Below are 14,717 nucleotides of genomic sequence, written 5' to 3' on the forward strand. Positions count from 1 at the left end.
GACCTATTAATGTCGCGTACGGAGCATACGTCCTACAAAATAAAGCATTTGTTTACGTGTGAAGAAACGTGACATTTGAGCTGAAATATAGTTTGTAAATCCTGGGATAGCAAATACTTTTCTAGCTTGAAGCGACCGAAGAGCGACTTGAACCACATTTTCTGGAGTGTCTCGTTTCCCTACAGAAGCTTCTTCAGCTCCCACAACATTAAAAAATTCTGTTTCCGTAGACCCCGGACATAGCGCAAGAAATTGTACGCCCCGTTTTCTATTTTCCTCCCATAGAGCCTGTGTAAATGATAATACAAAAGCTTTTGTCGCTCCATATACAGCCATATTAGGGAGAGGTTGAAATGCTGCTGTTGATGCAACGTTTATAATCACTCCGCTTTTTCTTCTTAACATCTCTGGCAAAAATAAATGGGTCAGATCTACTACCGCCAAAACATTTAGCATCACCTCTTCATGTTGTCTTGGACCAGACAGTTGTTCAAAAAGCCCATACGTAGCAAAACCTGCATTATTAATAAGAATATCAACGTTCAGACCACGTTCCATACATTGTTGATAGAGCCTGCTAGGAGAACCTTCTTGCGATAAATCAGCAACGATAACCTCCGCTTGAATATGAAATTCTCTTTGTAATTTTTCCGCTAAAGCAATCAATTTATCTTCGGAACGGGCGACTAATATCAAATGACTTCCTTTGGCTGCAAGTTCTCGAGCAAACGCTTCACCTATTCCTGAAGAAGCACCTGTAATCAACGTCCATTTATTTTGAATTGTAATCATTGCTATCATCTCTCCCTTTAATGACCATCTAGAAACAGTGTTTCAATATGAATCATTGTATCCAAGTGAGGTTGCGTTGTCAAATAAAATTCTACATTTAATTATTGGCTATTTCTCTTCTACATCAGTAAAATAAGGTTTAGAAATAACGGCTATTTGAAAAAAGCTAAAGTAAAGTTCTAAGGAAGTGAAACTACATGCAAAAATCGTCCAAAGTATCTTCTATAGATGCTCAATCCGTTACAACCTACCCAAAAGCAAAACTACAGCATGCAGAAATATTAAGACTGAATATTATCGAAGCCGCTGCGGCCATTATGCATGAATCCGGACCTGAAGGTGTAACCATTCGCAAGGTTGCTGAAAAAATGGAATGTCCCACAAAAATCATTTATAACTTGTTTGGAAACAAGGAAGGTTTAGCGAAGGAGCTTTTTCTGCAAGGGTGTAAATTGTTGGCCGCTGCCTTTCAAGCGGTTCCAAAACAAGACAATCTAAATTTATTTCTTCGCGCTCTTGGACAAGCTTATTGGGATTTCTCACGGAATCATACCAGCTATTATATGGTTATGTTCGGAGGGGCTTTTAGCGAATTCAAACCGGAGGAGGAAAGTTTACATGCTATCTTTACGGCACTACAACAAGTGATAGCCCTTATTACAGAAGCCATCGAACAAGGGCTTATTAACGAGAAAGACCCCCTGCTTGTTGTGAACCTGGTGTGGGCGTCATTGCATGGCGTCATTCATCTGCATTTGGGGGGACATATTCAAATTGAAGAAACTGCTAAAACATTGTATGATAGATCAGTATCCAATTTAATTCATTCGTTCTTTAGAAGCGATAATTAAAGTAGTCTTTTCGGCCCCATTTGGACCAAGGACACCATAAATCGTACCTGTTTTCACGTTCAAATTCACGCCATCCACCGCGCGATTGTCACCGAATGTTTTGACCAGTCCACGCGCCTCGACGGCCCACTCGTCATGGTCTGGTGTTAGAATCTTGTTCTGTACATGCATCATTGTAATTCCTCCAACGTTTCAGATTATATTGTGATGATTGATAAACGCCATTTATAAACTGAATTTAAACTAAGGTTAAAAGCTGCTTTTATAAATGAGATCTGCTTTCCGTTGAAAGTTTTCCTGTAAATGCACAAATAACGGTGTAGCTTAATGCTACGCCGTTATTTTTTTAAAAAATGCTTCTGCTCTGTCCTTATGTTCATCTATTACCTGACCAGCAGTACGTTCGGACACTATAACCCTTATTACTAACAATTGCGCTGTTCAGGAATGCTGACGGACTCCATGGACTTTATTGCACTGAAAACACACAATATTGCCCCTGATTATGATAATTAACGTCTCTCGAGTCCGCAACTCGCCCCAAAAGCCTCAAAATGAGCAAATAGCTGCATCTGAGTCCGATACACATGAGCAAGTGGTTTATTTTTTTACGTTCATAATTGCTGACTGACTAAATAATAATACAGACCTTTAGCCTGCAAAAGCTCTTCATGGGTTCCGCTTTCCACAGTTACACCTTGATCGAGCACAACGATACGATCTGCATGCTTAACTGTACTTAAACGATGCGCGATGATTAGCGTGGTTCTATTTTTAACAATAAGCTCCATATTATTCTGAATTTTCCGTTCTGACTCCGTGTCTAATGCGCTCGTTGCTTCATCAAACACCAATAACGGTGGATTACCAAGCAGCGCTCGTGCGATCGCGATTCTTTGGGCTTGCCCACCAGAGAGTCTAATTCCACCTTCACCGATCATCGTATCATAACGAAGCGGAAGTTCATTAATGAAATCATGAGCACCCGCTAACATCGCAGAGGCTTCTACTTCGCCAAAAGCGACATCCTCCTGTCCAAAAGCGATATTCTCAAGAATCGTCCCCCGAAAAATAGCTGTATCTTGCTGCACAACCCCAATCTTTTGGCGTAAAGAAAGTGCATCTATCGTTCTCAGATCATGTCCATCCACACGTATCGTTCCACTTGAAGGGGAATACAAATTCATTAGTAAATTCGCAATCGTTGTTTTCCCTGATCCACTTCGTCCTACCAATGCAACAGTTTGACCCGCCATGATCTCTAAATTAACGTTCTGCAAAATATTCTTCCCATCCCCCTCATAACGGAAGGTCACATTCTCAAAAGAGACATGTCCCTTCATGTTCACAAGTGTTCTAAGCTGGGATTGTTCTGACTGCTCTAGGCGTGATTGAAATACATCATCTAATCTTTCCATAGAAATACGTGCTTCCATCAGATCATCAAGCATGTGGATAATATAAGAGATCGACTGCGTTACCGTTGATAACAATACAAAGTAAAAGCAACCAATTCCCCTGCGGACATATCACCTTGAAGTACATAGCGGGAACCAAAATACAAAACTGTAATCGTTCCTAGCGTACGTATCCACTCTCCACCTGTTTCAGCAATAACCCAAAGAAGCGTCCCTTTTAAACGTAGCTCCATCGCATTTTTAAATTTAGCTTTCAATTGATTAAAGACGGTTCGTTCAGCAGTAAGTGCCTTAACCGATGCGATATAGTTGGCAGTCTCCACCATTGTTGATTCTGATTTGGCCTCCGCTTGAAATTGTTTTCTACTACCGCAGCCATAAAAAATAACTTTGGATTGTAGTACAGCATTAACGAGCTATAAACTAAGATTGTAATAATATCTAAAATTAAATTAGTGGCCCCTGAGGTGAGGATTTGCCTTATCTTTTCATTTTCGTTCACCCTAGTTAAGATATCGCCCACAGTACGTTCATTAAAAAAGATAGAGGTAATCCAAGCAGATGCTTATAAAACGCTTCTACCATATTCGTGTCGATTTGCAGCGCGGTTTTTGATGATATCCATTGTCTAACGAACATAAATAGACCGTTAACTAAAGATATAGCTAGCATAGTAGACATTAATATCATTAGCAGTTGCTCGTTACGATGGACCAATACATTATCCATTACCAGCTGGGTAATCATCGGTAAAGACAGCGAAATTAGCTGAATCACAATGGACAGTAGCAAAATATACCCTAGCACACGTTTATGCGGCTTCAGATAAGCGGCATATCTTTGTAATGTGGAGCCGCGGGAAGTGGACTCTTTTAATGCCATAGTTGGGGTAAGTGTCAGAAGCATCCCTTTCCAATGTTCAGCAAATTGTTCATGCGTAAGCTTCTCCACACCAATTGCAGGATCTGCCACATATACATGCTTTTTCGTTACCCGATACACGACAATATAGTGATTCCCTTTCCAATGCGCAATGGCTGGAAGCTGGATATCGGTTAGATTTGCGAGAGTACCTCTTATCCCCTCTGCTTCAAACCCTAGAGATCGAGCGCTTTCCTGCAAGTCTTGGAGTGACGTTCCCGATCTAGAGAGTTGCATATTGGATTTAATATAATTAATTGGAACAGCAGCACCGTAATATTTGCATATCATACTTATGCAAGTGGGGCCACAGTCCATTTCGCTTTGTTGCAAAATAAAGGGGAGTCTTCGCCAAGGTTTTGCAGGCTTAGATTTAATTTGTCCCTTTATAGGTGATTTGACTATCGAAATAGATTCGCTTGGTTCTAATGGTGGCTCTAAAAATTCTTCAGATTTCTGATCGAGGAGATTACTGCCACTGTAATTCGAAGAAATCCGAAGAATCGCTTCCTTGATTTTCGGATATTCACTTATGAGATGATCAAAATCTTCTTTTGAAAGACGAAAAAGCGTAGCATTCTCTAACGTTCTAACCGTAGCTATACGAGTTTCTCCCTTTAGCAGCGCTAATTCTCCGAAAAAATCACCCGCTTGCAGCTTATTTAGCAGTACCCCTGGGCTTCATTTACCACTTCTGCTTGCCCTGATCTTAATATGTAAAATGCGTCCCCTGGTTCGCCCTCTGTTACAACTGACACTCCTGCTGTGTATTCACAAACTGTAATTTTATCGAGCAGTGAACGAAGCACTTGATATTCTATGTTAGAAAAAATAGTAGAGCCTTTCAAAAAAATACGCATCGCATCAGAAGCCATATATTGATTCATATATATACTTAGATCGGGGCGAGTCTCCAGCATTTGAATAAAATCTTCTTTAGACAGCTTCAATAGCTGAAGCTCTGTCGATGCTCTAATCGTAATGTCCGTCGTTTCGTTATTTAACAAAGCACTTTCTCCGAAATGTTCCCCCGTCTGGAGTAATCCGAGATTCATCTCATTGCCGTCAGCCAGCTCTTTAATTCGTCTAGCTTGACCGGATACAATAATATAAAAAGCATTCATCTGCTCCCCGGTATGAACAATGGTCTGCCCCATTTCAAAGTTAACCACTGTAAGTCGCTGCGACAAGAGAAGCTTCTCTTGTTCATTCATTACATCAAAAAGAGATACCTGGTTTATTATGTAAAGCAGAAATAGACTGATGATTTCTAGCATAACGTAAGACTTCATTTAGGCTAATAGACTTCCCGTCTACCGTAAGTGCGACGATCGTTTCTAGGGACATATTTATAACCTCATTTAAAATTAATGAAAAATCACCCCTTATACATCATCATGGGGTGATTATAAAGATTAGCTGAAATTCGGTTGAGATAAAACTAACCATTAAAGATTGTTCTTCCATTTTTGATAGCACTTGGTGACGTAGTTTTCAATTAACGTTTTCTGACATTCAATTCACCCCCAATAATTACCTTTTAGGATAAAGGGAATTCCGAGGTTTAACAAGCAACTATAGTTGTGTTGCGTCATAAATACAAATACAGCAAGCCCACCATTCGTATGAAATGTATTTTTGTACAATGCATCAAAAAAACCGAGAAGCGCGATCTCACGCCTCCCGGTTTATCATTCATTGTTATGATCTGCTTCAACATATTCTTTAAGCGCAGACAGTTTATTAGCCCAGTATTGTTCAAAAAAGGTAAGCCAATCTTGAAGCTCTAGCAAAGGCTCTGGCTGAAGCTTGTACCTAGTCTCCCGACCGACTTTCTGACTGCTAACAAGGTGTGCATCGGACAATACTTGTAAATGCTTATTAACAGCGGTTCGGCTGATCGGGTAGCAGTCCGAGATGGATGCTATGGACATTTCCTTATTAGCAAGCAGCTTTAGCAGACTGCGGCGGGTAGGATCTGCTATCGCTTGAAATACATCATGTCCAGATTCAGCGACAGGCATGTTAAGCCTCGATATATGCAGGAAGTTTTTCTTGGACGATTTTCTCCCAGCCGCCATTCATAAAGCCACGAACGATAGGATGCGGTTGACCAAATTCAGTAACCTTTTCAGGGTCCCATCCAGAATGAATCACGGTAAACTCCGTTTTCCCATTAATCTCTTTCAATTCAAAAGCAAGATGCCAATCCTTCCCCCAATTAAAACCGACACGATTCGGTTCATCAATCTCTGTAACTTTACATGGGGAATCCCCGAATTGTCCAGCATGTAGAATGAACTCATGACCTACCACTGGCTCGAATGTACTTGGCATCCACCAGGCAGCTATTCCTTCAGCAGTGGAAACAGCTTTCCATACTTTTTCAATGGGTGCATTGAGTGTAATTGTTTGACGAATATCTTGTAGTGGTCCTTGAGTTTGCATAAATGGCCTCCAAAATTCTTTTTAATGTAACACCTTTTGGTTTCGTTATTTATTATAACACCATTTGGTGTTATGTCAATTTACAGAAACGTTATGGGAATAGTGGAGGAAAGCCTTACATTTTAAATACAGTAGAACCTTAATATCATAGTCTATACATTTAAAGTTGATAGAGTACTAGTAACAAACACTAGATCCAAGTATCATTGGCTGCTGTTAATTCGGACTCAGTACCGCCAGTGTTTAATACGCTTCTAGGCTCCACCAACATGATATGGCATTCCTTTTCAGCGGAGGGCTTCATCTCGACTCCCTTTGGGAGAATAAACATCTCACCCTTGGAGATTTTAACCTGACCATCACGGAAATCAATAATCATCTCCCCTTCGAGCGTGAAAAATACCTTATCGGTATCTTGATGAACATGCCATTCAAAATCCCCAGTGATCTTAATAAGTTTAAATTGATAGTCATTCATTTCACCAATGACTTTCGGAGACCAAAGGTCGTTAAAATTAGATAACTTATCTTTCAGATTAATAGCTTGATAATGGATTGTAATCACTCCTTATTTTCCTCAACTTATTAGTGCTTAAGCAATGCGGATAATATATTTTGTAGAGCATATTCAACTGCTAATGGTCCACCAGTAATAGCGGAATTATCCATTAAATAGACATTGCCTTTCTTTACGGCATTCATAGCATTCCACACATTACTTTGTTTTAAGTTATTCATTAATTCCTCCTTTTTTGTAATGTCACCTATAAGGAAAATATGGTCTGCTTGAACAGTTGATAATCCTTCAAACGAAGTAAATTCATTATTATTACCTGTATATGTATCATCCGGTGTAAGCCCCAGTCCCTTTTCTTTATCAAACGCAAGTTTATAGACTGGATTTCCTTCACCCAGAACATTAAAAGTTTTTCCATCCCAAGACAATATAAGCGCTACTGTCTCTCTTTCCATCGACTTTAATGCTTCACGCCCAGTTGTAATATCTTTCATCATTTTATCAATTACTTTTTCCGCTTCGTCTTCTTTTCCAATAATCTTGGCTACTGTACGGAGTCCATATTGCCAATCTTCATAGATGTCCTTGTATTTTAACGTAATGACTGGTGCAATTTTATCTAGTGAATCATACACTGCTTCATGATGCTCTGTTGCTAAAATATAATCAGGATTAATAGATAGAATTTTCTCAATGCTAGGAGACACTTTATCTCCTAATTCTTCAGTTGAATCCAGCTTTCCCTTTAAATAAGATAAAGAAGATAGATACTCTTTTTCAGTAGATGCAGCAGGTGGCTCACCTAATGCAACTAATATTTCAGGATAAAAATACCATAGCGAAGCTATTTTTTCTGGTTTTTTCTCGATAACAATTTCTTTACCTAAGGCATCCTTAAAGGTTCTTGGCCAATCAGCTGCATCTACATTAACTGCTGTTGAAGATGCGCCTTCTTTAGTTGATTCTTTATTTTCAGCAGGTGTTTCAGTACAACCCGCTAGTATACCTGCTAATAATATTATTGCGACTAGCAGTCCTCTAATCTTTTTCATACGAAATTCCTCCAACATAATAGTTTCTTTGCTTAACCATTATTATAGTAAAGTAGTTTTTAGATAAGAATGGATGCAGGTTGAATTTACCATGGATTATTGATGAACTTCGCTCGATATTCGGTAGGAGAAATGCCACATTGTTTTTTGAACACTCTACTAAAATAAAAGGGGTCAGCCATTCCAACCGTTTGCGCAATTTGTTGTACAGGCGCATCACTTGTAAATAGCATTTCTTGCGCTATATTTATACGATATTTTAATAAATATTCTGCTGGTCCCATACCGGCATGTGTTCTGAATACGTAAGAAAGTCGATTTCGATTAACGTTATTTTGTTCTGCAAGCGAAGCTATTGTAAGACTTTGATCATAGTTTTGATGAATATAATTAGATACTCGCTCGAATAAAGTATGTGATTCACAGCTGTCTTCCCTATTAATAACACATAATAAGGTCTCATTTAGCACTTCGCGAAACAACATTTCAGTCTGAAACATCGAAATGCCTCCACGCTGATTATACACATGCCAAAGACGCATAATTAATTCAATAAGACGAGGAGATTGACCAGTTAATAATTCAAAATGCTGATGAGAAAAGCTTGACTCTTTTAGTTCTGAGTTACATATCCGATATTGAACAAGAATATATTCCCAATTGGTTCTACCTAACATTTTTTGGTCTAGTTTCATTTTCGCACCCCCATGCACAACTTTTCCTGGCGAAAAAATATAGGGCGTGCCATTAAATTTAAATTTAATCTTTCCTGTAAGTGGAAACACAAATCCAGGAAAAGAATCTGTATAGTCAGCGTAAGGCACACCTGGATTTTCAGCATAGCGATATACTCCTTCTACTTGGAATGGAGTGTGTGCAAAATGCTCTGCTAACTGATTAACATCTATCTTCACAATGCCTACCTCATTTCAATAGTAGTCTCTTCTATGTATAAGCACCAAAAAATTCAATCATAGTGCACCAACTCAAAGGTATTGGCGTCAATAAGGTGAGTATAAGGATTCACGCCTGTTTACACATTAATAATAATGATTATCATTGTCAATTAATATAAGCAATAAAAATGTCACAATCTAACTAATGCTCCATCCATCGGGTATCCATAAAAAAAACGCTCGGAATCCCAAGCGTGTCAGTTTGTAAGCCAATTTAAAAGTCTATCCAATGCTCTAAACCTCAAAAGGTTTGAATCGCAATTTGAATAACATACTTATCTGGATCCCCTACAGCTAAATAACTAAGCAATTCATACTCATAAGCATTTCCCGTTATGAGTAAATCATTTTCAGCAAAATAAGACTTTAGCTTCTCATAGGACGCAGGTAAGCTTTCGTAAGATCCCTTGTGATTCATGATCAAATATTTACCTTTTGGTTTGATATAGAGTAACTCTCCATTATGCTTCTCATTGATTTTATTACAATAATAATCCGGGTTATAGTCGCCTTCCTCCACACTGCTTTTACAAATAATCGAACCTATCGGAAAGTCATATTCAAGATGATGCTCATCACAATAATCGAAGATTCGATATACTTTTCGAACATGATCCTTCTCACCTTTCTCCTTCAAAAGTCTAACCGCAACAAAATACTCTTCATCACATTCCTCGACCCATGGTTCTCCACAATTAACATGAAGTGCACGATTCGTATTATCTATAGCCCCTTGTAAAAGCCTTTGCATTCGTTCTAGCTTTCTTTGTTCTTCAACCAACTGGAGCTGTTTTTGCTTAAGCATGGATAAAAAATGCAAGGTGTTTTGATCTTTTATATATTCTTTGATCTCATTTAAAGCTGTTCCTGTCCCTTTCAATACGGCAATAATATCAAAGGTATAAAACTGTTTATAGGAATAATAACGATATCCGTTTTCCTTCACGATCTCCGGTTTTAATATACCAATGTCATCATAATGGAATAACGTATGCTTCGTTACCCCACATACCTTTGCGAATTCGCTCGTCGTAAAGTATTGATCATAATCTATAGACATTCAAATCACTCCTCTTGACTATCGGGTTACCCTATACCTCAAAGTACAATAACGGGAACACCATTACCTTGTCAAGGTAACGCTATCAGCTACTATCAACTTAGGAGGATTACCCATGGTTTCATCAAATCTATCTAAACTTCAACGCTGGATCGTGCTGGCGATTGTGTCCAGCGCACTCTTTATGATCGTCATTGACATGACCGTACTTTATTCGGTTCTACCACGGCTAACGCATGATCTTGCTGCTTCTGCATCGGAAAAACTATGGATCGTAAATATTTATCCACTCGTAATGGCAGGATTATTACTCGGTCTAGGCACACTAGGCGATCGTCTTGGGCATAAAAAGCTCTTTGTTATGGGACTTACTATCTTTGGGTTAGCTTCATTAATCGCTGCCTACGCGCCGACACCTCTCGTGCTTATTGCTGCGCGTACCCTACTAGCTATTGGTGCAGCTATGATGATGCCCGCAACACTCTCCATTATTCGAACTACCTTTTCGGATGAGCGCGAGCGTTCATTAGCCGTTGGGGTTTGGGCATCCGTCTCCTCAGTCGGTGCAGGAATGGGACCACTCATTGGAGGCTTATTATTGGAGCATTTCTGGTGGGGATCGGTGTTCCTCATCAATATTCCTATAGTTATTTTTGCACTGATCTTAGCCATCTTACTAATCCCAAATCTTAAAGGGAATAAGAATAAAAAATGGGATTTCATTGGTTCCGTTCAAATTATGATTGGTCTGGTTGCCCTTGTTTATGCAGTTAAGGAGATCAGCAGACGTGAAGGTTCAATTGCTATCGCTTTGTTATCTGCCGTGATTGGTGTCGTAGCGATGATCATATTTATGCGGCATCAACGTAAGAGCCAGAATCCATTAATCGATTTTTCGTTATTTAGAGACTCCCACTTTACTACAGGAGTGGCTACAGCTCTATTATCTTGTTTCGCGCTTATTGGAATGGAACTGATCGTCACCCAGCGGCTCCAGCTTGTTCTTGGGTATTCACCCTTGGAAGCAGGTTTGTATGTTGTATTCACTTCGATAGCGTCCTTCATCTCAGGGATACTCATCGGACTAGTGTTGCATCGTGTGGACAAGGTAAAAGTACAGTGGGTCTGTCTGTTAGTGTCAGCTATAGGAATGGGTACTCTTCTACTCTGCCATGACGGGAATATATTGTTACAATTCGTAGCCTTAATGATTCTAGGTGCAGGACTTGGAGGAGCAATGACTGCCGCCTCAAATTCAATCATGCTAAATGTCCCTGTCGAAAAAGCTGGCATGGCTGCATCTATAGAGGAGGTATCGTTCGAACTTGGAAGCACACTAAGCATTACACTTTTGGGCAGTCTTGCGTCATTCATCTATACAACATCGTTAGTTCTCCCTGATGGGTTATCAGTCCCGCCGATCGTTCGTGACAGCCTTGACGAAGCTCTTCTAGCCGCAGAAAACATGCCTACTGCAGCTGGGTCTACACTCGTTAATGCCGCACAATCGGCTTTTGATAAATCGTTTATTGTTGTTCTTGCAATTGCAACAATTATTCTTTTAGCTTCTGCGTTTATAATCCGTGCTGTGTCAAAACGTAAATCCTCAATCCTAGAACACTAATATTAGAAAAGACGAAGCTACTGCTTCACCAAACAAGGGTGTCTCAACAGCTATGCGATAGCTGCTGGGACACCCTCGTTTATACCAAGCCTATATTATGTTCCTTTTCGTTTCCTTGATGAATACTTCCTCACCCACACTGCCAATTCTAACCTATGCTTATACACAAGGATCGCAAAGCTTCCAAGCCATACCCACATGATAGGAGCAGACCACAGCCAGATGCACAAATAAACGGAAAGAAGTAGCATTCCGCTAACCACTTGCATACCATCCGATACAGGTGAATTCCCTCTGCTTTTGTACCAACTGCCGAGCACCTTCAGCACTGCTAGAATGACAGCTAACACTAAAGAGGCTTTGAATCCTGTCAATGCACTCCATACCCCAAAGGTTACGGCAATTGCCTTCCCACCTTTTCCTTTAAGAAAGGGAGAGAAGGCATGACCCGCGATGGGAGCTAAAGCTAACGGAATAATGAAATACCCCCGACTATGTTGACTTTCCATTACCCATAGAAGTGGTAGATACCCTTTTAGAAAATCCAATATAATCCCCAAAATGCCGAATTTATAACCGGACGATTTCCAAAGATTCAAAGCTCCCGGATTACCGTCACCAATCTTTTTCAAATTCTTTTTACGCGCTAGACCAAGCCAATAGGAAAACATAAGAGATCCCGACAAAAATAAACCCGCGATCCACAATATTATCATTAGTCCCTATGGCCTCCCACCTGGATCTGCCTTCCTTTCCAGCTTACATGCCTCAGAAAAACGACCTGATATATCGAATAAAGCATGATCAAGATAAAGAAAAGAGTTGCCACCACGTGAAATACAGGAATAACAATGCCAAATACGCCAACATATTTAATAAAATAAAACAGCTGGAACATATAAAGTAGATAACCAACGAGTAACGGCAATCCCCATGAAGTATTCGCAAAAATAAATACGGTTTCTGAGACGATGAGGCCGACAACCCAAAGCGCGATTGGAATAATGGTCTTCGGGCTTATCGTTGAAGTGCTTAAGACAGCCCCTTTACTGAAGCCCTCAATTTCACTTTTGATTCCCTTCGGATACATGCGAAACGATACTAAGCCATACCCGATATAATTGGTGATCGGAACACCTGCCGCAATAAATTTTTCTCCTAAAGACAAATCATCCAGCACTTCAGATCTAATGCTTTGATGGCCATTAACTTTTTCATAATCCTGCCTTAAAGCCAAAATACACGAACCGTACAGCCCTTTTTTGGCGTTATTCCTTTCAAAAACCGAGGTGAACGTAAAGATCCCCAGCATATTCATGATTAAGGCGAGCTTCTCGAACAGCTTTTCTGTATGATGAAAAGGAACTACCGAAATGACACCTTTCGATAGCTCCCTTGCTTTTAATAATGAGGCCAAGGCGTTAGGCTTCAATCGGATATCCGCATCCAGAAAAGCAAAAATATCGCCCGAGGCCTGTAAATATCCATTCCAAACTGCCCAGCTCTTTCCTGTCCAGCCTTCTGGGAGACTGCTGTTCGCAATAACCTTAACCCCATAGCTCTCGGCAATTTCTTTCGTCCGATCCTCCGAGAAGTCATCCACCACAATAATTTCATAAGGTGTAATGGTCTGAGACTGAAGTGAATCGAGCAGAAAGCGCAAATTATATTCTTCATTTCTAGCGGGAATGATGATGGACAATTTCTCCGGTCCTTGAATAGGCTCGTGATAAGTGGCCAAAGTATTTTTTCTGAACAAAATAAAACCGGAGAGACATCCAGCTCCTATAACTATTAACAACCACATACGGTTCCCCCCCTTCTACATCTATATATATGAAGGGTTAGTCCGTAATATATTCATTTCAAATTTAACCTACATTTACTTTAGCTGAGTATTTATTAAGCTTTTCTGTACAAAACAGCATGACGATAGCGAAAAAAACGATCATCGCAGGGAAAATACCCAATGTAAAATTCGAGGCCAGTAAGCCGATAAACGGCGGTACCAGCGTGGTACCCGTATAAGCTGTTGCCATCTGAAAGCCCATAATTGACTGAGCATGCTTCTTCCCGAATCGTACAGGGGTTTCATGCAGCATACATGGGAAAATAGGGGCTAAACCCAGACCGATAATCATAAACCCTACCAGCGAAACTATCGTTGGAAGCGGTAATACTAAGAGCACTGTACCGATTAAAGCAATGAGCTGGCCATATCGAATTAGCTGCTTATTACTCATTCTAAACGTAATGAAACCCGTCACCATTCTACCGAAGGTTATCCCTAAATAAAACACCGACACCCATGTCGCTGCAGTAGATGCAGGGATGTCTTTGATATTTACAAGAAAGCTGCTCCCCCATAACCCCATACTCGTCTCGATGGCAGAATAAAATAAGAAGGTTAACATCGCAAGCTTAACTCCTCTTAGTTTCCATGGTTTTGTGTTCTCTCCAGCTTGCTCTAGCTCCGGATCATTGAACTCATGCTCACTTTCAGCATTCGGGCTGCTGTTGTTTCCAGCCACTCTATCCCATAAAGGCAGCGTAACGAAGAGAATAACAACTAAGCTCAATTGTATGTAAGCAACCGTAAGATAACCTTGCCGCCACAGACCTTCACCAGAAATAAAAGATCCCATAATAATAGGACCCAGCGTAGCGCCTACTCCCCAGAAACAATGTAACCAGCTCATATGATGGGCTTTATAGTGCGTAGCAACATAACTGTTTAATCCAGCATCTACAGATCCCGCACCTAAACCGAGTGGAATTGCAGCAACAATTAGCCACACTAACGAAGGTGACCATGCAAAACCAAGTAAAGCTACAGCCGTCATAATACAGCTTATAAGGGTCACTTTTCCCGTACCAAAACGTTTAAGGATTGTACCACTCATCAAACTGGAGACAATTGTGCCTACTGCAATAACCATCGAAAGAATTCCAGCAGTACCTAATGACGCATTTAAGTCTAATCTCATTACCGGCCATGCGGATCCAAGCAATGAATCAGGCAATCCTAAACTAATAAATGCTAAATAAATAATAATAAGAAAAAAAGTAGCCATTGTT

General features: G+C 40.1%; 16 protein-coding genes and 2 pseudogenes. 2 read left to right on the forward strand and 16 right to left on the reverse strand.

Annotated elements, in window-relative coordinates:
• Positions 1–6 precede the first annotated feature (6 nt).
• Positions 7–792 carry an SDR family NAD(P)-dependent oxidoreductase gene (locus tag QNH28_RS17330; RefSeq protein ID WP_283907793.1) on the reverse strand — a complete coding sequence of 262 codons (786 nt, stop codon included), beginning with the start codon at positions 790–792 and terminating at the stop codon, positions 7–9.
• Positions 793–989: 197 nt separating this feature from the next.
• On the opposite strand from QNH28_RS17330, the gene QNH28_RS17335 reads away from it, so the two are divergent.
• A complete protein-coding gene (locus QNH28_RS17335) occupies positions 990–1,643 on the forward strand; it encodes a TetR/AcrR family transcriptional regulator (protein ID WP_283907794.1) in 654 nt (217 codons plus the stop codon).
• On the opposite strand, the pseudogene QNH28_RS17340 reads toward QNH28_RS17335, so the two are convergent.
• The 12 genes and pseudogenes from QNH28_RS17340 to QNH28_RS17395 form a co-directional block, all read right to left on the reverse strand.
• Positions 1,638–1,814 (reverse strand): annotated as a pseudogene (locus QNH28_RS17340) (daunorubicin/doxorubicin resistance ABC transporter ATP-binding protein DrrA); the annotation flags it as partial. The gene QNH28_RS17335 and the pseudogene QNH28_RS17340 sit on opposite strands and share 6 nt — an antisense overlap.
• 443 nt (positions 1,815–2,257) lie before the next feature.
• The gene (locus QNH28_RS17345; protein WP_283907795.1) at positions 2,258–3,136 is read right to left on the reverse strand and encodes a peptidase domain-containing ABC transporter; all 879 of its coding nucleotides are present in this window, start codon (positions 3,134–3,136) and stop codon (positions 2,258–2,260) included.
• Entirely contained in the window at positions 3,121–3,387 is a 267-nt protein-coding gene (locus QNH28_RS17350) for an ABC transporter transmembrane domain-containing protein (RefSeq protein WP_283907796.1), read from the reverse strand. The genes QNH28_RS17345 and QNH28_RS17350 overlap by 16 nt, the downstream gene beginning before the upstream one ends.
• Positions 3,315–4,651, reverse strand: a pseudogene (locus QNH28_RS17355) (cysteine peptidase family C39 domain-containing protein). Before QNH28_RS17355 ends, QNH28_RS17350 begins: the two are co-directional and overlap by 73 nt.
• The gene (locus tag QNH28_RS17360; RefSeq protein ID WP_283907797.1) at positions 4,645–5,196 is read right to left on the reverse strand and encodes a cyclic nucleotide-binding domain-containing protein; all 552 of its coding nucleotides are present in this window, start codon (positions 5,194–5,196) and stop codon (positions 4,645–4,647) included. Before QNH28_RS17360 ends, QNH28_RS17355 begins: the two are co-directional and overlap by 7 nt.
• Positions 5,197–5,200: 4 nt before the next feature.
• Positions 5,201–5,329, reverse strand: a complete 129-nt coding sequence (locus QNH28_RS17365; RefSeq protein WP_283907798.1) for a hypothetical protein — start codon at positions 5,327–5,329, stop codon at positions 5,201–5,203.
• 344 nt (positions 5,330–5,673) lie between these two features.
• Positions 5,674–6,006: an ArsR/SmtB family transcription factor gene (locus tag QNH28_RS17370; RefSeq protein WP_283907799.1), complete on the reverse strand. Its 333-nt coding sequence runs from the start codon at positions 6,004–6,006 to the stop codon at positions 5,674–5,676.
• Position 6,007: 1 nt separating this feature from the next.
• A complete protein-coding gene (locus QNH28_RS17375; protein WP_042189115.1) occupies positions 6,008–6,430 on the reverse strand; it encodes an SRPBCC family protein in 423 nt (140 codons plus the stop codon).
• Positions 6,431–6,620: 190 nt separating this feature from the next.
• Positions 6,621–6,986 (reverse strand): cupin domain-containing protein, encoded by a 366-nt coding sequence (locus QNH28_RS17380; RefSeq protein WP_283912190.1) that lies wholly within the window; start codon positions 6,984–6,986, stop codon positions 6,621–6,623.
• A gap of 29 nt (positions 6,987–7,015) precedes the next feature.
• A complete protein-coding gene (locus tag QNH28_RS17385; RefSeq protein WP_283907800.1) occupies positions 7,016–7,999 on the reverse strand; it encodes an iron-siderophore ABC transporter substrate-binding protein in 984 nt (327 codons plus the stop codon).
• A gap of 86 nt (positions 8,000–8,085) precedes the next feature.
• Positions 8,086–8,913, reverse strand: coding sequence for an AraC family transcriptional regulator (locus tag QNH28_RS17390; RefSeq protein WP_283907801.1), 828 nt, complete (start codon positions 8,911–8,913; stop codon positions 8,086–8,088).
• Positions 8,914–9,196: 283 nt separating this feature from the next.
• Complete coding sequence (locus QNH28_RS17395) at positions 9,197–10,015, reverse strand: MerR family transcriptional regulator (protein ID WP_283907802.1); 819 nt, start codon at positions 10,013–10,015, stop codon at positions 9,197–9,199.
• A 115-nt stretch (positions 10,016–10,130) separates the two neighbouring features.
• Between QNH28_RS17395 and QNH28_RS17400 the strand changes: the two genes are divergently transcribed.
• Positions 10,131–11,639, forward strand: a complete 1,509-nt coding sequence (locus tag QNH28_RS17400; RefSeq protein ID WP_283907803.1) for an MFS transporter — start codon at positions 10,131–10,133, stop codon at positions 11,637–11,639.
• A 95-nt stretch (positions 11,640–11,734) separates the two neighbouring features.
• On the opposite strand, the gene QNH28_RS17405 is transcribed toward QNH28_RS17400, so the two are convergent.
• From QNH28_RS17405 to QNH28_RS17415, 3 genes are all read right to left on the reverse strand, one after another.
• Positions 11,735–12,355 (reverse strand): glycerol-3-phosphate acyltransferase, encoded by a 621-nt coding sequence (locus tag QNH28_RS17405; protein ID WP_283907804.1) that lies wholly within the window; start codon positions 12,353–12,355, stop codon positions 11,735–11,737.
• Positions 12,355–13,446, reverse strand: a complete 1,092-nt coding sequence (locus tag QNH28_RS17410) for a glycosyltransferase family 2 protein (protein ID WP_283907805.1) — start codon at positions 13,444–13,446, stop codon at positions 12,355–12,357. The genes QNH28_RS17405 and QNH28_RS17410 overlap by 1 nt, the downstream gene beginning before the upstream one ends.
• 64 nt (positions 13,447–13,510) lie before the next feature.
• Entirely contained in the window at positions 13,511–14,713 is a 1,203-nt protein-coding gene (locus QNH28_RS17415; protein ID WP_283907806.1) for an MFS transporter, read from the reverse strand.
• Positions 14,714–14,717 lie beyond the last annotated feature (4 nt).

This window comes from Paenibacillus sp. G2S3 (genome assembly GCF_030123105.1).
Taxonomy (GTDB): domain Bacteria; phylum Bacillota; class Bacilli; order Paenibacillales; family Paenibacillaceae; genus Paenibacillus_AQ.